At 68.8% G+C, this 23,980-nt stretch carries 31 protein-coding genes; 26 read left to right on the forward strand and 5 right to left on the reverse strand.

The genetic code is table 11. The annotated features are described in order from the left end of the window. Window positions 1-16: 16 nt before the first annotated feature. Complete coding sequence (gene ngcE, locus AB0E19_RS28625) at window positions 17-1,465, reverse strand: N-acetylglucosamine/diacetylchitobiose ABC transporter substrate-binding protein (protein WP_362185076.1); 1,449 nt, start codon at window positions 1,463-1,465, stop codon at window positions 17-19. Window positions 1,466-1,985: 520 nt separating this feature from the next. Here ngcE and AB0E19_RS28630 point away from each other — a divergent pair. Continuing rightward, on the forward strand, window positions 1,986-2,930 hold the full coding sequence (locus AB0E19_RS28630; protein WP_362185077.1) for a VCBS repeat-containing protein: 945 nt from the start codon (window positions 1,986-1,988) through the stop codon (window positions 2,928-2,930). A gap of 74 nt (window positions 2,931-3,004) precedes the next feature. Here AB0E19_RS28630 and acnA read toward each other — a convergent pair whose 3' ends face one another. Next, entirely contained in the window at window positions 3,005-5,719 is a 2,715-nt protein-coding gene (gene acnA / locus AB0E19_RS28635; RefSeq protein ID WP_360604965.1) for an aconitate hydratase AcnA, read from the reverse strand. 286 nt (window positions 5,720-6,005) lie between these two features. On the opposite strand from acnA, the gene AB0E19_RS28640 reads away from it, so the two are divergent. The 3 genes from AB0E19_RS28640 to AB0E19_RS28650 all read left to right on the forward strand — a co-directional run bounded on the left by AB0E19_RS28640 (window position 6,006) and on the right by AB0E19_RS28650 (window position 9,996). Continuing rightward, window positions 6,006-6,365 carry a VOC family protein gene (locus tag AB0E19_RS28640; RefSeq protein WP_362185078.1) on the forward strand — a complete coding sequence of 120 codons (360 nt, stop codon included), beginning with the start codon at window positions 6,006-6,008 and terminating at the stop codon, window positions 6,363-6,365. A gap of 96 nt (window positions 6,366-6,461) precedes the next feature. Beyond that, window positions 6,462-7,991, forward strand: a complete 1,530-nt coding sequence (locus AB0E19_RS28645) for a UDP-N-acetylglucosamine 1-carboxyvinyltransferase (protein ID WP_362185079.1) — start codon at window positions 6,462-6,464, stop codon at window positions 7,989-7,991. Between the two features lie 694 nt (window positions 7,992-8,685). Continuing rightward, window positions 8,686-9,996 (forward strand): helix-turn-helix domain-containing protein, encoded by a 1,311-nt coding sequence (locus AB0E19_RS28650; RefSeq protein WP_362185080.1) that lies wholly within the window; start codon window positions 8,686-8,688, stop codon window positions 9,994-9,996. Between the two features lie 104 nt (window positions 9,997-10,100). Here AB0E19_RS28650 and AB0E19_RS28655 read toward each other — a convergent pair whose 3' ends face one another. Continuing rightward, the gene (locus AB0E19_RS28655; RefSeq protein WP_362185081.1) at window positions 10,101-10,298 is read right to left on the reverse strand and encodes a hypothetical protein; all 198 of its coding nucleotides are present in this window, start codon (window positions 10,296-10,298) and stop codon (window positions 10,101-10,103) included. Window positions 10,299-10,803: 505 nt separating this feature from the next. Here AB0E19_RS28655 and AB0E19_RS28660 point away from each other — a divergent pair. The 10 genes from AB0E19_RS28660 to AB0E19_RS28705 all read left to right on the forward strand — a co-directional run bounded on the left by AB0E19_RS28660 (window position 10,804) and on the right by AB0E19_RS28705 (window position 16,693). Then, the gene (locus AB0E19_RS28660; RefSeq protein WP_362185082.1) at window positions 10,804-11,058 is read left to right on the forward strand and encodes a hypothetical protein; all 255 of its coding nucleotides are present in this window, start codon (window positions 10,804-10,806) and stop codon (window positions 11,056-11,058) included. Next, window positions 11,058-11,210 (forward strand): hypothetical protein, encoded by a 153-nt coding sequence (locus tag AB0E19_RS28665; RefSeq protein WP_362185083.1) that lies wholly within the window; start codon window positions 11,058-11,060, stop codon window positions 11,208-11,210. The genes AB0E19_RS28660 and AB0E19_RS28665 overlap by 1 nt, the downstream gene beginning before the upstream one ends. A gap of 183 nt (window positions 11,211-11,393) precedes the next feature. Continuing rightward, window positions 11,394-12,680 carry a DUF2637 domain-containing protein gene (locus AB0E19_RS28670; RefSeq protein ID WP_362185084.1) on the forward strand — a complete coding sequence of 429 codons (1,287 nt, stop codon included), beginning with the start codon at window positions 11,394-11,396 and terminating at the stop codon, window positions 12,678-12,680. An 87-nt stretch (window positions 12,681-12,767) separates the two neighbouring features. Beyond that, on the forward strand, window positions 12,768-13,142 hold the full coding sequence (locus AB0E19_RS28675) for a hypothetical protein (protein ID WP_362185085.1): 375 nt from the start codon (window positions 12,768-12,770) through the stop codon (window positions 13,140-13,142). A gap of 2 nt (window positions 13,143-13,144) precedes the next feature. Continuing rightward, complete coding sequence (locus AB0E19_RS28680; protein ID WP_362185086.1) at window positions 13,145-13,669, forward strand: hypothetical protein; 525 nt, start codon at window positions 13,145-13,147, stop codon at window positions 13,667-13,669. Then, window positions 13,666-14,619, forward strand: coding sequence for a hypothetical protein (locus tag AB0E19_RS28685; protein ID WP_362185087.1), 954 nt, complete (start codon window positions 13,666-13,668; stop codon window positions 14,617-14,619). The genes AB0E19_RS28680 and AB0E19_RS28685 overlap by 4 nt, the downstream gene beginning before the upstream one ends. 184 nt (window positions 14,620-14,803) lie before the next feature. Further along, window positions 14,804-15,043: a hypothetical protein gene (locus AB0E19_RS28690; RefSeq protein ID WP_362185088.1), complete on the forward strand. Its 240-nt coding sequence runs from the start codon at window positions 14,804-14,806 to the stop codon at window positions 15,041-15,043. Window positions 15,044-15,073: 30 nt separating this feature from the next. Beyond that, a complete protein-coding gene (locus tag AB0E19_RS28695; RefSeq protein ID WP_362185089.1) occupies window positions 15,074-15,439 on the forward strand; it encodes a hypothetical protein in 366 nt (121 codons plus the stop codon). Window positions 15,440-15,767: 328 nt separating this feature from the next. Continuing rightward, entirely contained in the window at window positions 15,768-16,226 is a 459-nt protein-coding gene (locus AB0E19_RS28700) for a type II toxin-antitoxin system antitoxin SocA domain-containing protein (RefSeq protein WP_362185090.1), read from the forward strand. A 5-nt stretch (window positions 16,227-16,231) separates the two neighbouring features. Continuing rightward, entirely contained in the window at window positions 16,232-16,693 is a 462-nt protein-coding gene (locus tag AB0E19_RS28705) for a hypothetical protein (RefSeq protein ID WP_362185091.1), read from the forward strand. Between the two features lie 52 nt (window positions 16,694-16,745). Here the strand turns inward: AB0E19_RS28705 and AB0E19_RS28710 are convergent, their stop codons facing one another. Beyond that, window positions 16,746-16,958 (reverse strand): hypothetical protein, encoded by a 213-nt coding sequence (locus AB0E19_RS28710; protein ID WP_362185092.1) that lies wholly within the window; start codon window positions 16,956-16,958, stop codon window positions 16,746-16,748. A gap of 172 nt (window positions 16,959-17,130) precedes the next feature. Then, window positions 17,131-17,613 carry a hypothetical protein gene (locus AB0E19_RS28715; protein ID WP_362185093.1) on the reverse strand — a complete coding sequence of 161 codons (483 nt, stop codon included), beginning with the start codon at window positions 17,611-17,613 and terminating at the stop codon, window positions 17,131-17,133. Window positions 17,614-17,813: 200 nt separating this feature from the next. Between AB0E19_RS28715 and AB0E19_RS28720 the strand changes: the two genes are divergently transcribed. From AB0E19_RS28720 to AB0E19_RS28775, 12 genes are all read left to right on the forward strand, one after another. Then, window positions 17,814-18,434 (forward strand): DUF4352 domain-containing protein, encoded by a 621-nt coding sequence (locus AB0E19_RS28720; protein ID WP_362185094.1) that lies wholly within the window; start codon window positions 17,814-17,816, stop codon window positions 18,432-18,434. Between the two features lie 10 nt (window positions 18,435-18,444). Then, the gene (locus AB0E19_RS28725; protein WP_362185095.1) at window positions 18,445-18,582 is read left to right on the forward strand and encodes a hypothetical protein; all 138 of its coding nucleotides are present in this window, start codon (window positions 18,445-18,447) and stop codon (window positions 18,580-18,582) included. Between the two features lie 166 nt (window positions 18,583-18,748). Then, window positions 18,749-19,030, forward strand: coding sequence for a hypothetical protein (locus AB0E19_RS28730; RefSeq protein WP_362185096.1), 282 nt, complete (start codon window positions 18,749-18,751; stop codon window positions 19,028-19,030). After that, window positions 18,984-19,493: a DUF6879 family protein gene (locus AB0E19_RS28735; protein WP_362185097.1), complete on the forward strand. Its 510-nt coding sequence runs from the start codon at window positions 18,984-18,986 to the stop codon at window positions 19,491-19,493. Before AB0E19_RS28730 ends, AB0E19_RS28735 begins: the two co-directional genes overlap by 47 nt. A 32-nt stretch (window positions 19,494-19,525) precedes the next feature. Continuing rightward, window positions 19,526-20,374, forward strand: a complete 849-nt coding sequence (locus tag AB0E19_RS28740; RefSeq protein WP_362185098.1) for a helix-turn-helix transcriptional regulator — start codon at window positions 19,526-19,528, stop codon at window positions 20,372-20,374. 174 nt (window positions 20,375-20,548) lie between these two features. Then, entirely contained in the window at window positions 20,549-20,689 is a 141-nt protein-coding gene (locus tag AB0E19_RS28745) for a hypothetical protein (protein ID WP_362185099.1), read from the forward strand. After that, window positions 20,686-20,889, forward strand: a complete 204-nt coding sequence (locus AB0E19_RS28750) for a hypothetical protein (protein ID WP_362185100.1) — start codon at window positions 20,686-20,688, stop codon at window positions 20,887-20,889. The genes AB0E19_RS28745 and AB0E19_RS28750 overlap by 4 nt, the downstream gene beginning before the upstream one ends. Before the next feature lie 184 nt (window positions 20,890-21,073). After that, window positions 21,074-21,472, forward strand: coding sequence for a hypothetical protein (locus AB0E19_RS28755; RefSeq protein ID WP_362185101.1), 399 nt, complete (start codon window positions 21,074-21,076; stop codon window positions 21,470-21,472). Window positions 21,473-21,555: 83 nt separating this feature from the next. Next, entirely contained in the window at window positions 21,556-22,167 is a 612-nt protein-coding gene (locus AB0E19_RS28760) for a DUF6875 domain-containing protein (protein WP_362185102.1), read from the forward strand. Next, window positions 22,083-22,967 carry a hypothetical protein gene (locus tag AB0E19_RS28765; protein WP_362185103.1) on the forward strand — a complete coding sequence of 295 codons (885 nt, stop codon included), beginning with the start codon at window positions 22,083-22,085 and terminating at the stop codon, window positions 22,965-22,967. Before AB0E19_RS28760 ends, AB0E19_RS28765 begins: the two co-directional genes overlap by 85 nt. After that, window positions 22,961-23,446, forward strand: a complete 486-nt coding sequence (locus AB0E19_RS28770; RefSeq protein WP_362185104.1) for a GNAT family N-acetyltransferase — start codon at window positions 22,961-22,963, stop codon at window positions 23,444-23,446. Before AB0E19_RS28765 ends, AB0E19_RS28770 begins: the two co-directional genes overlap by 7 nt. Continuing rightward, entirely contained in the window at window positions 23,443-23,928 is a 486-nt protein-coding gene (locus tag AB0E19_RS28775; RefSeq protein WP_362185105.1) for an NUDIX hydrolase, read from the forward strand. Before AB0E19_RS28770 ends, AB0E19_RS28775 begins: the two co-directional genes overlap by 4 nt. Window positions 23,929-23,980: the final 52 nt, after the last annotated feature.

Raw genomic sequence — 23,980 nt, forward strand, 5'->3', positions numbered from 1 at the left:
GGGGCCCCGGCACTGCTCACTGGTGCTTGTAGTGCTTGATGTTCGGGTCCTTGGCCGCCTCGTCGGCGAACTTCTGGATCTTCTTGATCGTCTCGGCCGGGGTGGCGCGGCCCGCCATCATCTCGCCGATGCCGGCGACGCCGATCTTCTCCTTCTGGAGCGCCACGTACCAGTCCTGCAGGCGGGGGTTGACCACGTTGGTGCCGGCCTTCTCCAGCGCCGCCACACCGGACTTGAGGCCCGGGGACAGCTCGATGCCGCTGGTGCCGCCGTTGAGCGCGCTGAGCGACTTCACGGACTGGGTGAAGCTCTTGGAGGAGGCCTCGCTGAGCATGATGCGCAGCTGCTCCATGGCGGCCTCGGGGTTCTTCGCCTTCGCCGGGACGATGAAGGGCTCGCCGCCGGCCGCCCAGAGGGTGCCGAACGGCAGCTTGTCGGAGGAGTCCAGGCCGGTCGGGGCGGAGACGGCGAGACCGAAGTCGGCCGGCATGGTCTTCGCGGCCTCGTTCTCGACCCAGGAGCCGTTCGGGAGGAAGAGGGCCTTGCCCTCGGTCCAGGCGGTCTGCGACTGGATGTGGTCGAGGCCGGGGGTGCCCTGGAGGATGTAGCCCTTCTTGAAGAGCTCGTAGTACGCCTCGAAGCAGGCCTTGACGGCCGGGTGCTCCCAGGCCTTCGGCTCCAGGTTGTCGATGGCGTCCAGGACCTCGCGGCCGCCGACCTTGCCGATCATCGGGTAGAGCGAGAAGGGGAGGTAGTACGGGTGCTTGCCCGCGTACGTCCAGGGCGCGATGTTCTTCTTCTTGGCCTTCTCGCAGACGGCCAGCATCTCGTCCCACGTCTCGGGGTACGTGGCGTCGAGCGAGTCGAGCGCCTTCTGCGAGTACCACACGCCGTAGACGGTGTAGGCGTAGTTGATCATCCAGCAGGGCTCGCCGTCGAACTGGCCCATCTCGACGATGCCGGGGCGCAGGGTGTCGCGGACCTTCTTGCTCGGGTCGTCGATCGAGGGCGCGTCGAGGAGCGGGGTCAGGTCGGTCAGCTGCTTCTGGCCGACGAGGACGCCCATGTCCATCTGCTCGGCGCCCGAGTTGTCGATCAGGTCCGGCGGGGTGCCGCCGTTGAACCGCGGCTGGAGCTCGGTGGTGATCTTCTGCGTCGGGGTGAACTTGACCTTCGCCTTGGGGTAGTTGGTCTCGAAGAGCTTGATCGCGTCCTTGGCGTACTGCTGGCCGAAACCGCCGTCGAAGAGGACGAAGTCGAGCTCGGCGGACTCGTTGACCCCGAGCGGGTTCTTCTCGGACTTGACGCCCTTCTCGACCTGGTCGTTGCTCTCGCCGCCACCGCTGGCGCACGCGGAGAGGAAGCCCATGGCCGGGACGGAGATCAGACCGACAGCGGCGGAACGCTTGATCAGGTCGCGACGGCCGAGGCCGCCCTCGTTCGACTGGGCGGAGGTGGATCCCATGCTCAAGTCCTCGCCTTCATTCAGGACTCAGGCGGTGTACCGGTCGCCCGTACTTCGTCTCGCCCACGGGCGAAGGGCCCCGCCACCGCGGTCATTTGCAGCTGGGTCGTGCAGGCGTCGGGCCGTCGCCGGAGGATTCCGACGGGCTGGACGCCGACAGGTATAGTCCACTTCCCTCGGCGGGAGCAAGATCGAAAGCAGCATTCGTCAGGCATCTTTCCCGAGTTGAGACCTCGGGGTTTTCCCGCGGCCCTCCCCTCGGACACACTGCCCCGACCGAGCTGACGACACCCCTCCGCCACGCGTTCACAACCTGAATGGTCCATTCGAATTCCCCCGCGGGCGACAGGGCGCGAAAAGAAGGTGCGACATGGCCGGAACCGGAGGGGCACCAGGGTCGTCTTCCTGTCATGTACGGAGCCACTGCCGGGCAGGCGGAAACGGGGGAAATCCCGCCGAACCGGGCTGAGTTCGGTAGTGCTTCGTGCCCTTCTGTTCCCGAATCTGATCTGGAGATCACGTGGCCAAGACTTCTGGCCTGAACCGCACGGGTGTGCTCGCCCGTGTCACGGTCGCCTCGGTGACCGCCGCCCTGGTGGGCACCACGACCGCCGCGGTGGCGGCGGAGCCGGCTCCGGCCTACAAGCCCGCATCCACGCAGCAGTCGGACCGGGTCTCCTCCTACGCGGCGGCCGCGGCGGCCGCGACCACCGGAGCCCCGCTCAACAACCTGTACGGCGTGAACAGCGCCGGCACCGTCTGGGGGTACACCCCCGTCAGCGGTGGCGGCATCCAGCGGCTCGCCGACCCCTCCGGCACCAACTGGACCTCGTACAAGCACTTCAACCAGTCCGACGTGGACGCCCAGGTCGACCAGTACGGCTTCAAGCACTCCGACGGCTGGTACGCCGTCCGCAGCGACGGCCGGCTGAACTACACCGACGGCGGTCCGCTCCGTGACCTCGGCGGCGGCTGGAACATCTACAACAAGATCGTCTCGGCGGGCAACACCGGCGGCGGCGCGCCCGAGGACATCCTGGCGCGCGACAGCGCGGGCGTCCTGTGGCACTACCTGGGTTACAGCAACGCGGCGCTGACCCAGCGCATCCGCATCGGCGGCGGCTGGAACTCCTACACCCAGATCGCCGGCAAGGGCGACGTCACCGGCGACGGCCGGGCCGACCTCGTGGCCCGCGACCGCGACGGCGTGCTGTGGCTCTACAAGGGCACCGGCGTCAACAACGCCCCCTTCACCGCCCGCACCCGGATCGGCGGCGGCTGGAACGGCTACAACTCGATCGTCTCCTCCGGCGACCTGACCGGTGACGGGCGCGCGGACCTGGTGGCCCGCGACAGCAGCGGCGCGCTGTGGCTGTACAAGGGCCGGGGCAGCTCCACCACCCCGTACACGACCCGCGTGAAGATCGGCACCTCGGGCTGGAACGGCTTCCGCGCCATGTTCTGACCGACCCGGTGAACGCCGGAAGGGCCCCGCTCCTCGTGACGAGGAGCGGGGCCCTTCCCGTTGCCACCTGACCCTTAGCCGCGGATCAGGTTGCGCAGCACGTACTGCATGATGCCGCCGTTGCGGTAGTAGTCCGCCTCACCGGGGGTGTCGATGCGGACGACCGCGTCGAACTCGACACCGGTGTCGGTGGTGACCTTCACCGTGCTGGGGGTCGTGCCCTCGTTCAGCTCGGTGATGCCGGCGATGGAGAAGGTCTCCTCGCCGGTCAGGCCCAGCGAGTCGGCCGACTGGCCGGCCGGGAACTGGAGCGGGAGGACGCCCATGCCGATGAGGTTCGAGCGGTGGATGCGCTCGTACGACTCGGTGATGACGGCCTTGACGCCGAGGAGCGCGGTGCCCTTGGCGGCCCAGTCGCGGGACGAGCCGGAGCCGTACTCCTTGCCGCCCAGGATGACCAGCGGGGTGCCGGCGGCCTGGTAGTTCTGCGAGGCGTCGTAGATGAACGACACCGGACCGTCGGCCTGCGTGAAGTCGCGGGTGAAGCCGCCCTCGGTGCCCGGCGCGATCTGGTTGCGCAGGCGGATGTTGGCGAAGGTGCCGCGGATCATGACCTCGTGGTTGCCACGGCGCGAGCCGTAGGAGTTGAAGTCGCGACGCTCCACACCGTGCTCGGTGAGGTACTTGCCGGCCGGGGTATCGGCCTTGATGGCACCGGCCGGGGAGATGTGGTCGGTGGTGACCGAGTCGCCGAGCTTCGCGAGCACGCGGGCGCCCGTGATGTCGGTGACCGGGGTGGTCTCCATCGTCATGCCCTCGAAGTACGGGGGCTTGCGGACGTAGGTCGACTCGGCGTCCCACTCGAAGGTGTTGCCGGTCGGGATCGACAGCGCCTGCCACTGGGCGTCGCCGGCGAAGACGTCCTGGTAGGACTTGGCGAACATGTCCTCGCCGATCGCGTTGGCGACGACGTCGTTGACCTCGGACTCCGACGGCCAGATGTCCTTGAGGAAGACCGGGTTGCCCTCGGTGTCGACACCGAGCGCGTCCTTGGTGATGTCCACCTTCATGGAGCCCGCGAGGGCGTACGCGACGACCAGCGGCGGGGAGGCCAGGTAGTTCATCTTGACGTCGGGGTTGATGCGGCCCTCGAAGTTGCGGTTGCCCGAGAGGACCGAGGTCACGGCGAGGTCGTGCTCGTTGACGGCCTTGGAGACCTCCTCCGGCAGCGGGCCGGAGTTGCCGATGCAGGTGGTGCAGCCGTAGCCGACGAGGTTGAAGCCGACCTTGTCGAGGTACGGGGTGAGACCGGCCTTGTCGAAGTAGTCGGTGACGACCTTCGAGCCCGGGGCGAGGGTGGTCTTGACCCACGGCTTGCGGGTGAGGCCCTTCTCCACGGCCTTCTTCGCGACGAGCGCGGCGGCGACCATGACGTACGGGTTCGACGTGTTGGTGCAGGAGGTGATGGCCGCGACCGTCACCGCACCGTGGTCGAGGGTGTAGGTGGTGCCGTCGGGGGCGGTCACCTCGACCGGGTTCGACGGGACGCTGCCCGAGACGGCCGGGGCGTCGGAGGCCGGGAAGGACTCCTCGCCGGCCTCGTCGGCGGTGGAGACGTAGTTGCGCACGTCCTGGGCGAACTGCTCGGCGGCGTTCGCGAGGACGATGCGGTCCTGCGGGCGCTTCGGGCCGGCGATCGACGGGACGACGGTGGAGAGGTCGAGCTCCAGCTTCTCGGAGAAGTCGGGCTCGGCGGCCGGGTCGAGCCAGAGGCCCTGCTCCTTGGCGTACGCCTCGACGAGCGCGACCTGCTGCTCGGAGCGGCCGGTGAGCTTGAGGTAGTTCAGGGTCTCGTCGTCGATCGGGAAGACCGCGGCGGTGGAGCCGAACTCGGGCGACATGTTGCCGATGGTGGCGCGGTTCGCGAGCGAGGTGGCGGCGACGCCCTCACCGTAGAACTCGACGAACTTGCCGACGACGCCGTGCTTGCGCAGCATCTCGGTGATCGTGAGCACCAGGTCGGTGGCGGTGGTGCCGGTGGGCAGCTCGCCGGTCAGCTTGAAGCCGACGACGCGCGGGATGAGCATGGAGACCGGCTGGCCGAGCATGGCGGCCTCGGCCTCGATGCCGCCGACGCCCCAGCCGAGCACACCGAGGCCGTTGACCATGGTGGTGTGGGAGTCGGTGCCGACGAGGGTGTCGGGGTACGCCTGGCCGTTGCGGACCATGACCGTGCGGGCCAGGTGCTCGATGTTCACCTGGTGGACGATGCCGGTGCCCGGGGGGACGACCTTGAAGTCGTCGAAGGCGGTCTGGCCCCAGCGCAGGAACTGGTAGCGCTCCTTGTTGCGGCCGTACTCCAGCTCGACGTTCTGCGCGAAGGCGTCGTTGGTGCCGAACTTGTCGGCGATGACGGAGTGGTCGATGACCATCTCGGCCGGGGAGAGCGGGTTGATCTTCGCCGGGTCGCCGCCGAGCGCGGCGACGGCCTCGCGCATGGTGGCGAGGTCGACGACACAGGGGACACCGGTGAAGTCCTGCATGATCACGCGCGCCGGCGTGAACTGGATCTCCTGGCTCGGCTGGGCCTGCGAGTCCCAGTTGCCGAGGGCCCGGATGTGGTCGGCGGTGATGTTCGCGCCGTCCTCGGTGCGGAGCAGGTTCTCCAGGAGGACCTTCAGGCTGTAAGGGAGGCGCGCGGAGCCCTCGACCTTGTCCAGCTTGAAGATCTCGTACGACTCGTCGCCCACGCGCAGCGTGCTGCGGGCGTCGAAGCTGTTCGCCGACACGACAGTCTCCTTCATCAATGTGCGCGTACTACCGTCATGCTGCCGCCACGGCATCTCGCCGATCCGCTAAGGTAAGGCTAAGTTAGGTAACCCTTACCGGGGAGGCGGCCGCAGTGCGCCGTCAGCAGTTATCTCGATGTCGAGATAACTCTAGTGCATCCCCGGCCGTCGGTCATGCCCGGACCACCCCCGATCTCGCGTGGCGCTCGACGGCGGGACGAGGCCGCCCCACCCGTCCGGACGCGCCCGCGTTGCCGGACCACCCGGCCGCGCCGACGATCGGCACATGTTCAGCGGCGCGCACATCACCCTCTACAGCCGGGACACGGAGGCCGACCGGGCCTTCCTCAGGGACGTCCTCGGCTTCCCGCACGTGGACGCGGGGCGGGGGTGGCTGATCTTCCGGCTGCCGCCCGCCGAGATCGCGGTCCACCCCGCCGAGGAGGGCGGGGGCAGACCCGAGGTCTACCTGATGTGCGAGGACCTCACCCGCACCCTCGCCGACCTGGACGACAAGGGCGTCGAGATCTCACGGGCCGTCACCGACGAGCAGTGGGGACGGCTCGCGGCGGTACGCCTCCCCAGCGGCACCGAGCTGCCGCTCTACGAGCCGCGACACCCCACGGCTCTCGGACATCCCGACTGACCCGAATCGGTCATATAACCTCATACGTAACGACACGTCACTCGAATGCCTCACCCCGATGATCGCCACATCTCATATCTGAGATAACGTGACGGCATGGCAGACGACTACCTCGTACGCATCGGCAAGCTCATCCGTGACGCCCGGCAGCACCGCGGCTGGACCCAGACGCAGCTCGCCGAAGCCCTGGCCACCAGTCAGAGCGCCGTCAACCGGATCGAACGCGGCAACCAGAACATCAGCCTTGAGATGATCGCCCGCATCGGCGAGGCGCTCGACAGCGAGATCGTGTCCCTGGGCTACGCCGGCCCCATGCACCTCCGCGTCGTCGGCCGCCGCCGGCTCTCCGGCTCCATCGACGTCAAGACCAGCAAGAACGCCTGCGTCGCGCTGCTCTGCGCCACCCTCCTCAACAAGGGCCGCACGGTGCTGCGCCGGGTGGCGCGGATCGAGGAGGTCTTCCGGCTCCTCGAAGTCCTCAACTCCATCGGCGTCCGCACCCGCTGGATCAACGACGGCGTGGACCTGGAGATCGTGCCGCCGGCCGAGCTGGACATGGAGTCCATCGACGCCGAGGCCGCCATCCGCACCCGCTCCATCATCATGTTCCTCGGCCCGCTCCTGCACCGCCTGGACCGCTTCCGGCTGCCGTACGCCGGCGGCTGCGACCTCGGTACGCGCACGATCGAGCCGCACATGATCGCGCTGCGCCGCTTCGGCCTGGACATCACCGCCACCGAGGGCCTCTACCACGCGCAGGTCGAGCGGGCCGTCTCCCCCGACCGCCCGATCGTCCTGACCGAGCGCGGCGACACCGTCACCGAGAACGCGCTCCTGGCCGCCGCCCGCCACGACGGCGTCACCGTCATCCGCAACGCCTCCTCCAACTACATGGTCCAGGACCTGTGCTTCTTCCTGGAGGCGCTGGGCGTGCGGGTCGACGGCGTCGGCACCACCACCCTCACCGTGCACGGCGTCCCGGAGATCGACGTCGACGTCGACTACTCCCCCTCCGAGGACCCGGTCGAGGCGATGAGCCTCCTCGCCGCGGCCGTCGTCACCGAGTCCGAGCTGACGATCCGCCGGGTCCCGATCGAGTTCCTGGAGATCGAGCTCGCGGTCCTGGAGGAGATGGGCCTCGACCACGACCGCTCCGCCGAGTACCCCGCCGACAACGGCCGCACCCGCCTGGTCGACCTGACGGTCCGCCCCTCCAAGCTGGAGGCGCCGATCGACAAGATCCACCCGATGCCCTTCCCGGGCCTCAACATCGACAACGTCCCCTTCTTCGCGGCCATCGCGGCCACGGCCCAGGGCCAGACCCTCATCCACGACTGGGTCTACGACAACCGCGCCATCTACCTCACCGACCTCAACCGCCTCGGCGGCCGCCTCCAGCTCCTCGACCCCCACCGCGTCCTGGTCGAGGGTCCCACCCGCTGGCGCGCCGCCGAGATGATGTGCCCGCCCGCCCTCCGCCCCGCCGTCGTCGTCCTCCTCGCGATGATGGCCGCCGAAGGCACCTCGGTCCTGCGCAACGTGTACGTCATCAACCGCGGCTACGAGGACCTGGCGGAGCGGCTGAACTCGATCGGGGCGCAGATCGAGATCTTCAGGGACATCTAGGGACTCGGACAGATCGGCATCAAGCAGGACAATGCTCCGAGAGTCGAGAATCGGTCCGTGACCTGCGGAAACGCCTTCCAATACCTGTCGACACCTTCCGGCATCTTTCAGTGCCTTGTGCAGGGACTGTGCAGGGTCAGCCGAGTTCACTGACGAAGCGTCAGGCATGAAGGTGCCGAAACGAGGCCCCGAAACCCTCACTCAGGGCGACGGGGCCTCAGTCTTTTCTTCCTGATTTGATGCGAAAAGCCCAGGCCAAAGCCGTCGGCAGAGTTCTGACGGAGTGTTTGACCTCACTCCGCGTGCGGCCTTAACGTCACGTCCGTAGTCGCGCGGGCGTCCCTTGCAGGGGGCGATCGGGCTGCTGCGCGACGTCTTCGCCTGCCCCGGCTGGCCCGGCGTCGGAGAAACGACGCCCAAGGTCGCGAAACGAGAAGAGGCCCGCTCCACAAGGGACGGTTGCAGCCGTCCCGTCCATGGTGGATCGGACCTCTTGGTGGAGCGACCTCCACCTTGCTTCCTCCGCCCTGCCAGGGGCTCGGGAGGCTGCCCACGGAAGAGACCCGTGACCGCGCTTAGTTTGCCATGCCCTGATACAGCATGGCCACCCAGACGTCCCCTCCGGGATCCGGTTTTCGCCGCTGCGGCCGAACGGATCGGCCTTCTGGCCGCGCTGCCTCCCCTGTCTCGACGTATGACCGCGCTCCTAGTCGACGGCGACACCACCGACACCTACGCCACCTGGTCCCGCCAGCGGGGCGGCAAGGACTCCGCGGCTGCCGATCACGCCTGGACCGCCACCCGCGCCATCGCCGCCGCTGCGGCCCGCGCCGGGTGGAAGCGTTCCGACTTCTTCCAGGTCATGCTCGACGGCCCGTACAAGGCCGGTGCGCACGCCCGCCTGATCGCCCACCGTCGCGGCCACGACCGTGCGGTGCAGTGGCTGAGCCGGGCCTGGGAGGGCGCCTCCGAACACGTCGCGGCCACCGACGCCATCGCCTCGCGCACTGACTTCCACGCCTCCCTCGCCGAGCTGCGCGCCCAGATCGAGACGACACCGTGGCGGGGGATCGCGGGCAAGACCGACATGAAGAACCTGGTGGCCCGGCTCGACATCTGCGCCGAGGCCGGCGGCTGGGACCACACCGTTTCCGAGCGGGATCTGGCCGAGCGGATCGGGTGTAGCCGGGAGACCGCGCGGAAGTCGAACGGGCGTCTCGTGGAGCGGGGTCTTCTCCGCCAGCTCGATCACGGCTCAGCGACCGAGGCCGCCCGCTGGATGCTGATCAAGCCCGTGGAGAACCGTTCGTCTCAGCGCTGGGCCACTACCCAGGGGCCGAAGGCTGGGGGGGTCCTGAGTGGCCCAACCGTGAGACAGGCCGAGGCGGACATCAGCTCCCGCGCCGCCGCCCGGGTCATGCCCGAGGACGCGTTCGCTCACTTCGGCCTCGGGGGCAGTGGCCTCGCGGTCGTCGCCGCGCTCGCGGAAAACCCGGGCCAGACGATCGAGCAGCTCCAGGGCACGGCTTCCATCTCCCGCCCCACCGCGTACCGCGCCGTCGGCAAGCTCACCGGCCTCGGCCTGGTGGTGAAGGACGGGGAGACCTACCGGCTTTCCCAGCAGGCCCTCGACGGCATCGGCGAGCAGACCGAGGAGTCCGCGGAGCCTGTGCGGTCCTGGGACGAGGCCGCCGAGCGCCTCGGCGTCGCCGGGGCCGGTGAGCGGCGCAGGACCCGCCACGCCGCCCAGCGCGAGCACTGGGAGCGCCTCCAGGCCCGTCGCGCCGAGAACCGCCGTGCCGATCGCCCTTCGCGCCATCTGCACGCCGTGGACATGGATCTGGTCTGTGAGGACGGCGTGGTGGTCGATCCGGCGTCCGGCGAAGTGATCGAGGGCCTGCACGTCGCCACGGATGGCGGATGGATCTGGCACGAGACCGAGCCCGACCACGCCGAGCTCCTCGCCCGCGCCCGAGCCGCTGAGGAGGCGTGGATGGCCGCCTGACCTGTGCTGTCTCACGACTAGACCACCCCCCACTACCCAAGGAGCAACCCGTGTTCAGGACAGCAAGAAGCCCCCGCCGAAGCGAGGGCCTGGAAGTTGCTGGTTCAGGATTCGGCGGCCGGCGGTTCGGCTCCCGGCTCGCCGATGGCGGCCACGGCCTTCTCGTACCAGTCGATCGGGACCATCGCGGCCACCGGAGTCTTGTACTTCCGGATGCGCACCCCGCGCGGTCGCCACTTCATCGACTCGATCAGCTCGCCCCAGCCCTTGCGAGCGGCCTCGACCGTCATCTCCTCGTCCATGCCGCGAATCGTACGGATTCACGAGGTCTTGAGGAACCCAAGATCCCAAAAATCTCAAGACTCTTGAGACCTCCAGACTTTCCCGCTACGGTCTGAACTCGCACAACAACCGCCCGCAATGGAGCGGAAGTTGAACGCCTGAGCCATGCCTGACCAGCAAAAACAGCGCCCGGAAGCGGTAGCCAACCCGTCGGATGGAAGCGCACGAGGTCTTGAGAACTGCATAGGCACCGCCCACACCCCGGCCGAAGGGAGGGACATCGGGGACGGCGGAGACATGCCCAAGGGCGGCCCTCAGCAGGGCCTCCGCGGAGGCGAGGGTGCGAACCCCTCCCCGCCCACGCACCAACGACAAAGCCCCGACCGACGCGGACACGTCAGCCGGGGCAGCCGAACTCCTAGACCTGAACAGGGAGAACGACATGAAGACCTTACCCACCATCCCGCCCGTAGACAGGGCCACGGGCCGCAAGGGTGCCGAGAGGATCGCGAAGGGGTGGACGAAGTGACCGCGTATTCGCCCGAGCGCTTCGCCGAACTCCAGGAAGACGCCCTGGCCCGGCTGCTCGAATTCCTCTCGGCCGCCGGCGACCTCGGCGCCGACATCCAGATCAAGCTTCACGCCCCGGTCCCGGCCGAGCTCATGCAGTGCGTCCGCGAGGCGATCGAGGCCCCCGGCTTCCGCTTCGAGGGCCGCCTGACCGAGGCCGTCGGCCACTCCGGCACGAGCACCGTCTCCGTGATGGCGGAGGTGCGCTGATGACCGCGATCCAGCTCAAGTTGCCGTCCCTCACCGTGACGCTCGACCAGCGCCGCATCCGCGCCGCCCGAATCAGGGCCGACCGCAAGCGCCGCGCCGACGCGAGGCAGTGGCACCAGATCGCGGCCGACTTCTTCGGGGGTGGCCAGTGAAGCCGCAGAAGGAAGCGGGGTGCGGCGCAGTGCTCCTCAACCTCGCCGTCGTCCTGGCCCTCGTCGTCCTCGCGCTGAAAGCGGGGACCCAGTGACCTCTCGCATCCCGCTGTCCCAGCGCTACCGCTCCCTGGCCGCGTTCTTCTACGGGGCCCGTAAGGCACGACACGAAAGGAGGCCGCGGTGACCGACCCGCGCACGGGCCTCGCCCAGCTCACCGGAGCCCGCAAGAAACTCGCCGTCGCCGTCGGGGCCGGCGCGCTCGTCATCGCCTCCATCGGCTTCGCCGGGTCCTACGGGGCCGTCGTGGACCTCGCAGTCGAAAAGGACTTCGGCAACTTCGCCCACGTCTTCCCGATCGGGATCGACGCCGGTATCGCCGTCCTCCTGGCGCTCGACCTGCTCCTCACCTGGATCAGGATTCCCTTCCCCGTCCTCCGCCACATGGCGTGGCTGCTGACGGCCGCGACGATCGCCTTCAACGCCGCCGCCGCGTGGCCCGACCCGATCGCGGTCGGGATGCACGCCACGATGCCCATGCTGTTCGTCGTCGTGGTCGAAGCCGTACGCCATGCCGTCGGCCGCCTCGCGGACATCACCGCCGACAAGCACATGGACGGCGTCCGCTTCTGGCGCTGGTTCCTGTCCCCGGCCCCCACGTTCCGGCTGTGGCGCCGGATGAAGCTGTGGGAGCTGCGTTCCTACGACCAGACGGTGCGGCTCGAACAGGACCGCCTGATCTACCAGGCCCAGCTCCAGGCGAAGTACGGCCGCAGGTGGCGGCGCAGGGCCCCCGTCGAAGCCGTCATGCCGCTCCGCCTGGCCAAGCTCGGCGTCCCGCTCGCCGAGACCGCCCCCGCCGGCCTCGCGGCGGCGGACATCTTGATCGAGTGGCGGCCGGTCCCCAGCCCGGTCATCGCACCGGCCCCCGCGTTCGAGGAGCACGCCCTGGCCGCGATCGAGGTCGTCGGCATCCCGGTGCACGAGTACGCGGACACACCGAGCACGCCCGCGCCCGGCCACGCCGATCACGACGCGGAGGAGCCTCCCTCTCTGCGTGCCGCGCGGGTGCCTGTCCTCGCCGCAAACACGCCGCGTCAGGAAGTCCGCGTGCGCATCCCCGTGCGCGACCGGACGGAGCCCGAGGAGACCGGACAGGCCGAGGCCGGACAGGCGGAGAAGCCGTCAGTCGCGCCCGCCCCGGAAGGACCGGACACACAGGCGAACGGCTCTGACGATGAGTCGACAAACCCGCAGGTGCCGCCCGTCAGTCCGGAGCCGAAGAACCCGCTCGCCGCCCGCAACGCGCGGGCATCTGAAGCAGCGGCCAAGCGGTACACCGGCTACGCCGAAGGCTGGGCGCAGGCCCAGAAGGACACGCCGGACGTCACGTTCGCCGAGTACGCCGAGCAGCTCGGCGTGTCCGCCCGGACACTCCGGCGCGCGCTCGCGGACAAGACGACCGCCTGACCCCGCACACGAACAGACCGGCGGCCCCGGATAACCGCCTAGACAACGAAACCGGGGCCGCCTTCACCTCAGAGAGGCAGTACCAGCATGACGTACATAGAGCCCGAACCCGACCACATCCCGACCCTCGCGCCGAACTCCCACCACACCGTCGACTGGGACCGCGTCCGCGCCGCCGTCCGCGCCCTGCGGCCTGTCCGCTCCCTCACCCTCCTCGCGCTCGCCACCGCCCCCGCGTTCCTGTGGGCCGAGCACGTGGCCACGCCGGTCTCCCAGGACATGGGCGTCGACACCGCGTTCGCCGCCGCGTTCCTCACCTCCGGCATCTGCGCCGTCGGCATCGCAACCGGCGGGCGCATCCGCCGCTTCCTCTTCGCCGCGCTGCTCGTCGCCGCCGTCGGCGGAACGCTCCTCGCCGACCCGACCCGCAACCTCATCTCAACCTGGATCGTGGGGGCCTGACCGTGGACTTCATCGAAATCACGCACGTCGTCACCCGCGCCGGCGCCGCGTTTGGGTTCTGCCTCATGGTCGTCACCGGGGCCGTCATCTTCTACAGCAACGGCCGCACGTTCAAGGCGCTCAAGAAGCGGAAGTTCTGGCTGCCCTGGGCCGCCTCCTTCCTCGTCATGGTCCTCTCCTCCGCCGTCGTCGGCGGCATCGTCGGCAACGTCGCCGGAGGCTTCACCGGCACCGGCAACAAGCTCGGCCAGGAGATCGGCAACGCGGCCATCGGCCAGTCCGGCGCCGGAGCCGTCCCGATCGCGACCGGCGAAGTCCTCGGCTACTCCGGGAGCTGGATCGCGTTCACGCTCGTCATCCTGCTCGGCCTGTTCATCTGGTTCGCCAAGGGCTGGGGCGAGCGGGCCCTCGCGATCTCCGGCGCCCTGACGGGGTCAACGTGGGGCATCGCCTCCTCCCTCGGGGGAGTGGCCTCCATGATCGGCGTCCCGCTCATGACGTGGATCGGGGAGGGGATGATCGGGTGAGGACCAAGCCCGGACCCCTGATCGTCCGCACCACCCGGGGCGCGGGGAACATCGCGGTGCTCCTCGCGCACTGGGCTGGTGGCCACACCATAGGCGAGGAGGAGCTCCTCCGGCGCATCATCAAGTCTCGCGCCGACGCGCACGCCGAGGCGGTCGACGAGCACCAGCGCGAGGCCCGCCGCGCCCATAAACGCGCGACGAAGCTCCGCCGGATCGCCGCCGAAGACGGCGGCCTCGTCCCCGCCGCCCAGTCCGACCTCGCCCAGGCCGAACACGAGGGCCGCCGCCACGACGCCGCCCTCGAAGCCCTCGGCGACTTCGAGATCCGCGACATCGACCCCGGGCAGGTCGGACACCTCCGCAAGAAGATCGCCGCCGTCCGCTGCGCGGTGCTGACGCTCCCCGTCGCGGGCGTCGTCGCCGGGACGTGGCTGCTCGACGGCGTGGTACTGATCGTCTCCGCGCTAGGCACCGCCGCCGCCTGCTTCGCCCGGGGCCACCACCCCTTCGAGCTCAGCGTGCGACCGGTCCCCGCCGAGCTCCTCGCCGCCACCGCCCGCCTGGAACTGGGGGTCGGGGAAGAAGAAGCGGAAGAGGAACCGGAGGCGATTGAGACCGGAGACCTCGGGGCCTGGCGCCACACCCTGCGCCTCTTCGTCGAGCACGCCGTGGCCGAGGCACACCTGGCGCGCAAGGGCGGCGTCCTGGCGGTCGACCTCCTCCAACGGCTCCAGGCGTCCGGCCTGTTCCTCTACAAGACCCCCGACATGTTCCCCGCTGTCCTGCGATCCGCGGACATCCCCGTCAAGAAGATCAGCGTCAACGGGGAGAAGGCCCTCGGCGTCCAGTACACGGAGCTGACCTCAGCACTGGGACGCCTGCCCCGCCTCCCCACCCACCTGGTCCCCGATCTGACCCGCACCGAGCCCCTCCCCCGCGAGGGGGCCTAGCCCCGCTTCCCAACGGTTCTCGCAGGTCAGATGGGACCGGGTACCGCAGGTACCGCTCTCCGCCGCGTCCCAGGGGAGGGGCTGCGCAACCACTCGACCGGTCACCTGGCCGTGCCTCTCAGCTCCGGCTGAGGGGCCGCGGAGGCCGCCCGGCACCCACCACAACCGAAGGAGACACCCCAGCGTGTTCGGCAACCACGACGCCGAGATAGCCCGCCTCCGCGCCCAGCTCGACGACCGGCGTGGCGTGATCAAAGACTTCCCCGAAGGCCACCCGGCCCGGGTCCTGTACGAGACCGAGGCCGCCGCCATAGCCGCCGAGATCGAGCGCCTCAAGGGGGCCGGCTGCGGCGTCCCCGTCTCGCTCGTCCTTTCCGCGCTCGTCTTCTTCGCGCTGCTCGCCTACGCCGGACTCGGCCGCTAACTGGAACCACGTCTGACAAGGAATCCCGTCATGCCCAAGCCCGACCCCGCCAAGGCCGCCATCGCCGCTGCCGAGGCCGTACGCAAGATCAACCATGCGAGCCTCGATGGCCAGCTCACCGCCCCGCAGATCTCCAGCACGGTCCAGGGCCTCGCCACCGCCGTCGACCGGATGCCACAGGCCCTCGCCCAGCTCGCCGCTCAGCTCCGCCGCCGCCAGGACCAGGCGCAGATCCGCATGGACGACGGCTCGGAGTCCGGCGAAGAGGTCCGCGCGGTGCTGGCCTACCTCGACGACGCCGTGGGCGACCTGGCGGCCCTTTCTCTCTCCCTGCACAACGCTGCCTCGCCGCTCTTCCGCATGGCGCACACCTTCACGAAGGAGACCTCCGCATGACGAAATGGATCGAGGACCCGTCCCTGGACGCCCCCGACGGGCACCGCTGGATGCGCCCGGCTCCTCAGGACTGCCCGTCGTGCCCCTGCCACACCAAACGCACATGCAACGGCCGACTGTGGCACCTCAGCGGCCCAGTGACCTACCCGGATGGGACGCCGTACACCGAGCCCTGCCCGTGCGAGGAGACAGCCGCTACACCACGGGCCGACGAGTGAAATGTCGTGCTCTCGATCACAGCGCCATCACCAGCAGGGCGACGGTGTCAGTCGCGAGCGGTAACGTTCACAGTCCAGGGGGAGACTCCCAGGAGGAGAGGAGGAAGACGATGGCGACCGTGCACGACGTGGCTGCGTACGTGCTGGACAAGCACGGCCCCATGACCGCGATGAAGATGCAGAAGCTCTGCTTCTTCGCGTACGGCTATCACCGCGTGTGGTCGGACGAACAGCTTTTCCCGTTCGACTTCGAGGCGTGGGCGAACGGGCCGGTCAGCCCCGCCCTCTACGCGGACCACCGCGGCCGGTACAACCTCGCCAAGGGCGAGATCCCCGGCGACGCGTCCCGGCTCACCGACGATCAGCGCGAATCCATCGATCTCGTCTGCCAGGAGCTGGGCCGGTACACCGCGCACCAGCTCTCCGAGATGACACATCAGGGTTCCCCGTGGATCGCCGCCAGACAGCGCGCCGGCGCCGGTCCGCTCGACCGCTCGACCGAGCCGCTTCTGGACGAAGAGGTCTTCGAGTACTTCTCCGCGCTCGTGTCCTCGGGCTCTGAGGAGTAGCCGGAGTGGGGGCGAAGAAGAAGCTGGGCAGTCTACCGAAGGCTGCTCGGGGGAAGCCCGTAGTCGTCCCGACCCAGGGGCGTCTCCCCGATGCGCACACCTCGGAGCAGCGGCTTGCCTGGCGTTTCTCCCACGTCGACCACGACGGCCGCTGGGGGCTCGACAAGATCGACCAGCAGACGTTCGGGGAGCTCCTGGAGAAACTCCGCGACTTCGAGCGGTTCACGCTGAACGAGCTGCGCAACACCTCCGGCACCTTCACGACGTATGGCCTGCCGGACGCTCCACTGTGCAAGGAGGCGTACACCCGCCTGGCAGCGATGCGTCGCGACGACATGACCGAGATCCACCGTCTGCGACTCCAGGGGAAGCAGCGCCTGTACGGCTTCCTCAACGGCAACGTCTTCCACGTCGTGTGGTGGGACCCGGAACACGAGGTCTATCCCGTCAGCAAGCGCAACACCTGACCCACCACGAGGCCCCCGCCCCGGAGCGATCCGGACGGGGGCTTCGTCGCGTCTAGTAGACGTCGAGCCCCTGCGGCCAGCGCTTGAGCCGCCTGAGCTGACCGCTGTTCTGGTGCCGGTACACGGCGAGCGTGCCGTTGACGTTGCGGAGCACCACGTACTTCTTCCCCTCGTCGGTGACGGGTCCGGAGTCGACGGAGGAAGGGATGGTGGTGTCGCCGGCGCGGTAGTAGGCGCGCAAGGCGCGACTGGTGAGATCGTCCATGCCGGAGACCCTACTTGGCCAAGTAGGACCCTAGGGCATATTCGATCTAATTGCACCCGATCGCACTAAAACCCTCGCCGCGGAGTAATCCGGACCAGCGGGAGTTTCGTCGTTTCTGGGACCGGTCAGCTCATCGGTGCGGTCCTCACGCGCACCGGACAGCCCTTGGTGGTCACCCCTCCAACTGCGCGAGCATACGGTCAAGGTTCTGGCGACCGCCTTCGGTCAGAACCTCGCCCTTCTTCTCTCCGATGTCGACCAGGAGAAGCACCACCCGACGCGACAGCGTCTTGAAGACCTTCGTACGCTCAACCAGGCTCTCGCCGAGCTTCACGACGTTGTCCCGGTCGTACACGTTGGCGGCGTTGTCGAGCCAGAAGTTGTGCGCGAGGTGGTTCCTGCTGTCCTTCGCCTCCTCCAGCTTCTTCGCGAGAGCGGCGTCGTGGGGAACGACCTTCTTGATGTTGTCCGCCATGTTGCCGCTGCCGCCATACAACCCCCTCGACAGGTTGAAGCCCTGCGCGATGAGTTCTCGCCGACGCTCGGCGTCGACTGCGTGCAGCAACTTCTCCAGCAGCGAGGCGTAGTACATGGCCTGTCCGTACGCCAGGAACAGCGACGGCATCCACAGTTCGCGTTCTTCGTCGTTCGCCATCCCGCGAGGGTACGGATGCCAGCCCGCAAGGGCCACGGTCGCGCGTGAACTCTCCGGAACACCGGAGCCTTTCGTCGTTTTCGGGGTTGATCAAGGCTCCGCTCGGGACGATCACATGAAGTCCTACCGTGCAGTAGTGACACGGAATGCCACCCGTCTAAGCTGTGCGCGCTCACCCCCCGCTTTCCCAGGAGTTTCGCGTGTCCACGCCCCCGCAGCAGCCCGGCTTCGGTCACCCTCAGCAGTCCCCGCAGTGGGGTCCGCCTCCGCCGCAGAAGCAGCGCAACGGCTGGAAGATCGCCACCTTCGTCCTCGGCGGCCTGTTCTTCGTCTCCTGCACCGCCAACGTCGTCAACTCCTCCGACCGCGACGAGAGCGCCGACGCCAAGCCGAAGGCCACCCAGTCCGCCGAGGCCAAGGCCGCCGTCCCGACGAGCGCGCCGGCCGCGAAGCCGAAGGCCGCCGAAAAGCCGAAGCCGGAGGTCACCGAGGAGTTGCCGGTCACCATCACCGCGGCCAAAGCCCCCTTCAAGAAGACCGTCTTCCACGACAGCGACAACTACACGTCGCTCAAGGTCACCGTCACCAACAACACCGACGAGAAGATCTCCGTCAACCCGCTGTACTTCGAGGTCAAGGACGCCGACGGCGTGAAGTACACCACCGAGGTCTTCGGCGGGGAGACCGACCTGCGCGCCGTCGACCTGTTCAAGGGCGAGAAGGCCAGCGGCACGATCACCGTCAAGGGCAAGGTCGACGCGGTGAAGGTCTACTACCGCAAGGACGGCTTCGGCACCTCCTACAGCGCCCCCGTGAAGTAGGGGCGACCCGGTGGCCAAGAAGCACTGGAGCGAACAGCTTCCCGAGGAACTGAGCTGCGTCTTCGTCCTCGTCGTCATCGCCTTCATCGTGGCCATCCCCATCGCGATCATCAGAGCGATCTTCCAGTTCGTCACCGGCCTGTTCTGACCCGAGACAGCCCAAGGCCCCCGTGCACACCCCTTCCGCGCGGGGGCCTCGCCGTTTTCGGGAGCGGTCTGAACCCGCCAATCACTCCGCTCGGTCTTGACCGCCAGATCCGACTGAGGGAGCGTCACCGCAAGACTCCGCAACTGGTTTGGTGTTGGAGGGAATCATGGCTCTAGAGTTCTTCGGGAAAGACCCGAACTCGCCCAACGGCGGCTCGCCCACGGTGTGGGTCGAAGACGAGGCGGCCGAGATCGTCGTCCAGGGCTGGCTCCCGGGCCTGGAGATGTACGCGAAGATCAACGAGACCGAGTGGGTGCCGGGCCACCCCAAGGGCGTGCCCGACCACGAGGGCGTGGTACGCATCCCGGCCCGGATGATCCCGATCCTGAGGAAGGCGTGCGATGCAGCAGAACGTGCCGGACTTCACCGCCCTGCTGAGGAGCGCTAAGCACTCGGCCGTTCACCTGGAGATGCGCGACTCCTACATGGCCGACTCGCTGTTCGACGCGTGGCGGGAGGGACGCGACGTCGAGCTGCCCGAGGAATATCGTCAGTGGCAAGCGCTGGTGAAGGAGACGGTGGCCCGCGGCGTGACGCTGCGCCGGGCTAGGATCGTCTCGGAGCCGGTGACCGACTACATCCGGTGGGAGCACTCGCTGACCGCCCGCCACAACATCGCGGCTGGCGAGATCGTGCGCTGGTTGCCCCGACGACTTTCCTCCGACCTTTCGCTGCCGGGCAATGACCTCTGGCTGATCGACGAGGAGCGGGTGCTCTTCCACTGGTTCACCGGCGACGGCGAGTGGGCCGGGCACGAGTTCAACGAGGATTCCGCCACGGTGAAGATGGTCGTCACCTCGTTCGAGGCCCTGTGGGACCGGTCCATCCCTCACGAGGAGTTCGTGGTCTAGAGCCGCCGTCTCACCTTCACCGGGCAGTCAGCATGTCGTCGTCCCCTTCGTCGAGCGTCGTCGAGGCGCGCAAAGCCCTCGCGCGCCGCCTGATCAATATCCGCAAGGACGCTGGTCTCACCGGGGACGAGCTGTCTCTCCGGTGCAGGTGGGACGCCGCCAAGACCAGCCGCATCCAGAGCGGGAAGAAGGCTCCCTCCGAGTCCGACATCAGGGCTTGGTGCATGGCGTGCGGCGCGGAAGAGCAGATCCCCGACTTGATCGCCGCCGCCCGCGCGGTGGAGTCGATGTACACCGAGTGGCGGCAGATGGAGCGCACCGGGCTCCGGGCAGCTCAGGAATCCGTCGCCAGCCTCTACGAACGCACCGGCCTGTTCCGCGTCTACTCCAGCCGTGTCCTACCCGGCATGGTGCAGACGGCCGAGTACACCGCCGCCGTGCTGCGCGCGATCCAGCGTGAGCGCGTCGCTGTCGACGATGTGGACGAAGCAGTGCAGGCCCGCGTGGAGCGCCAGGAGGCACTCTTCTCCGGCCGGCACCGGTTCGGCCTGCTGGTCGAGGAATACGTGCTGCGCGCCGCCGTATGCGATCAACGCGCCATGGCCGCCCAACTCCACCATTTGATCGCGATCGGGTCCAAGCCGTTCGTCAGCCTCGGCATCATCCCCATCGGCACCGACCGCGCTCATCTGCCCGCCGAGGACTTCTACATGTTCGACGAGGCCGAGGTCGCCGTCGAGCTGACATCCGGCTACCTCCGCATCACCCAGCCCCGCGAGATCTCCGATTACACACGCGCCTTCACCGACATGGCGAGCATGGCCGTCCACGGCGCCCAGGCCCACACCCTGATCAAGGCCGCGATCAACGCACTTGGGTGAAGCCCGCGCAAGAAGTCGCAACTTCGTTGGAGGGGCCCCTCCACACTCCCTAGCGTGTGGAATGCCGCTCGGGGGCTTGAAGGACCTCCCGGGCGGCTCCCCCGAAGCAGCGGCCCGTACCGCGCCCGTCCGTAGTGCGGGCCGCTGCGCCAACCTCACCCGCAGGAGTGCGCGATGGCAACGCCCCTCGCCGCCGACGAGCAGCCGGAGTACGGCGTCCCGAGTCCGGCGCTCACCGCCCGCGCGGCCGACGGGTTCGCGCGGTTCCTCGCGCAGGCCGGCGACGATCAGACCGAGGAGGGGATTGAGCAGTGAACCCGATCGGCGCCGACGGGTACGAGGACCACCCGCTCCTGAACAAGACCGTCCGCGACATCGCCTCACGCGGGGAAGGTGTGCTCACGGCCGTCACGCACGAGCTCCACAACCACGGCACCGTACGCCTCGCGCACATCCGCCCCGCCTCCGGGATCGAGTGGACGACGGCCGCGGACAACATCCAACTGGTGCCGTGAGACAGCGCTTAGCGGTCCTCGCGTACGTCGTCCTCGCCTCCGCCGCCGTTCTCGCCCTGGCCATCGCCGGCACGCCCGGCTGATAGCCCACCGACTTCCGCCCCGCCGGATCACTGGCCCGGGGCGGACGCACCACCAGGCACCACCAGGCACCACTCGAAACACCGTCGAGAGGAGCACCACCATGAGCACCACCACTATCGAGCGCCGCGAGCTCGGCCGCTTCCTGGCTGTCGCCGGGAAGCAGTTCGCCGACGGCAAGGGCCCCGCCGAGATGTTCTCCCGGGCCGTGGACGCCGCCTGGCACCAGATGCTCGGCACCCCCGAGTACGTGGCGTTCAGCACCGAGCACGCCGGGACCGTCCTGGGTCACCGAGAGATGAGCGGCTCCGGCCCGATCGCCTGGGTGGCCGCGTACGAGGAGGCGTACGGGCCGCTGCCCGAGATCTGGTTCACCGACGCCGACGGCGTCTTCGACGATGGCGCGCTCGCCCGGTACAAGGAGACGGGCAAGGTCGTGGCCGAGTGGGACTGCGGCCCCACCACTGGGGACGGCGACGACGCCGCGCCGGGCAGCCGGTGACCCTCACACGTATCGACGGAGCGTCCCGGCCTACCGCTGGGGCGCTCCGCCTCGTTGAGGCCAGCACCGCCAGGCCGACGTCCATGGACATCAGCGGGTACGTGGAGCGGATGACGGCCCACTGCCCCTACCTCACCCCCTCTGTCGAGCGAGGGTCGACCACCTGGACCGTCTACCGCGCCGAGGGCGACCAGGACGCCGTGGAAGCCGAGCTGTTCCATGCCGGTGCGCAGGCCGCCGAGTGGCTGCGGCCTCTCATCCACCGGCCGCAGGGGTTCCTGCGGTGCGAGAACATCGTCATCCTGGGTGAAGTCCCCAAAGTCCGGCACCGCGATGTGATGGCGTGGCCGCACTGGGTCCTCAAGAACCTGTACGGGCCCGTCGGGATCATGTTCGGCAAGTTCTACGCTGGCGAGGAGGAGGACACACGGGCCGGCGCACGCATCCCGGTCGCCCCGGTCTCGTTCCTCCCTGTGAGAGCCGCGATCCGCCGGCGCGACCCGCAGTTCCTCCGCGCGACCCCCGACCTGGCCGCCGCGGTCGCCGTCGCCGACGACGACGGCCGCGATGTCTTCGAGCACACCCCTGACGACTGGACGGAGATCCGCACATGGGCGAAACGCTTCCTCCCCCCGGTGCAGCCCTCGACCGCCTCAAGGACCACGTCGGCGCCCCCTTCACAACCCGGCTCCTGAGCGACCGGCGCGGCTCGCGCGCCTGGATGATCGAGGGCCCCAAGGGCACCGTCGCGTTGAAGGCCAACACCCCCGACGATGACACCGCCCGGGACAAGGCAGCCGAGATGGCGCAGGAGGATGACCACCTCGTCCGCCTCACCGACGCGGGCGCGCTCTCCCCCGGGTACCGGGTCGGCGCCGGAGCCTGGGACGGCGGCCGGTGGCTTGCGGTGCGCTGGTTCGACGGCACCCCCGTGTGGCGGGCGTTCGCCCTCGCTCGCGGACCCGAAGGCGACCGTCCATCCGTACGCCCCTGGCTCCTCGGCGTCGCCCGGACATGGGCCGAACGCCTCGCACAGATGCACACCGCAGGATGGGCCCACGCGGACGTCCAGCCCACCAACACCCTGATCACGAACGAGGGCACCGCGGCGGTCATCGACTACGCCCTCGCCTGCGGCCCCGGCGACCGCCCCCGCCTCCCCTACCGAGGCGCGCTCACCCACACCACCGCGCCCGAGATCGCGGACGCCATCCTCTCCACCGCCCCGGACACCCACCTCCAGGCGGAGCCGCCGGCCGACATCTGGGGACTGGGCGCGTCGCTGTTCTGGTGCTGGACGGGACACCGGCCGGTCGCCTACGAGGACGACGCCCCACGCGAGGACAAGCTCAAGGCCATCGCGACCGGGGCCACGCTCCCGCTCGACGACGTGAGGCCCTGGCCCTTCACCGGCTTCGAGGACGTGATCCGCGCGTGCCTCGCCGCGGACCCCGCCGACAGGCCCACCGCCCAAGAGGTGGCCGCCGCATGGTGAACCTTCGAGAGCTGACCCTCGACGACGTCCCGGCCATCCAACGCGTCGACAGCGGCGCCTCCGTCCGCTACACCACCAGACGAGCCGCCACCCTCGCCGAGGCACACGACAAGGTCCACACGGCCCTCACGCGTGCCGCCAAAGAGCCTCGCCAGCAGTGGACCTGGGGAATCACCGTCGACGACGACCTGATCGGCCGTATCGCCATGCGCCGCAGGGACCCGGGCACGGCCAGCCTCAGCTACATCCTTCGCGAAGACACATGGGGCAACGGCTACGCCACACAGGCCGTGCAGTACGTCGCACGGTTCGCCTTCACCGCCGTGGGCCTCGACACCCTCGACGCGAAACACCACCCCGACAACCTGGCCTCGGGCCGTGTCCTGGAGAAGGCCGGCTTCACGCGGCTCAGGATGCAGGACGGGCTGATCGAGTACCACCTGACCCGACGGACCTACGCCGAGGAGCCCGCCGCGTGAGCCCGCAGTGGCTGCCACCCGAGCAGTACATCGAGACCATCGCCCGTGCCACGTCCTACGCCTGCCTCTACTTCACCGACACCGCCGGCCGCCCTGTACAGCTTCGCTCCACCTTGAAGGCTGAGATCTGGCAGTGGCCCGGCGGGAACATGGACCTGGGCGAGACCCCGTGGGAGTGCGCGCTTCGTGAGTGCCGGGAGGAGACCGGCATCGTCTTCGAAGGCGAGAAGAAGCTCCTGGGCACGCAGTTCCTCACCCACGGAGACGGCTGGCCCGTCAATCACATCGGCTTCATCTTCGACGGCGAAACGCTCACGGACGAGCAGATCAACGCCATCGTGCTCGACCCGGAGGAGCACACGGAGGTTCGCGTGCGGACGCTGGAGGAATGGGAGCGGGAGATGACACCCCTGAACTTCGCCCGGCTCCACGCTATCGACACTGCCCGCCGGGCCGGAACCGTCGCCTACCTCGAACGCTGACCGCCACACCGCTCTGCCCCGCCGGGAGAGGGAGCAGAGCGGTGTCCACGGC

This window comes from Streptomyces sp. NPDC047974, from assembly GCF_040653375.1.
In the GTDB taxonomy this organism is placed as follows: domain Bacteria; phylum Actinomycetota; class Actinomycetes; order Streptomycetales; family Streptomycetaceae; genus Streptomyces.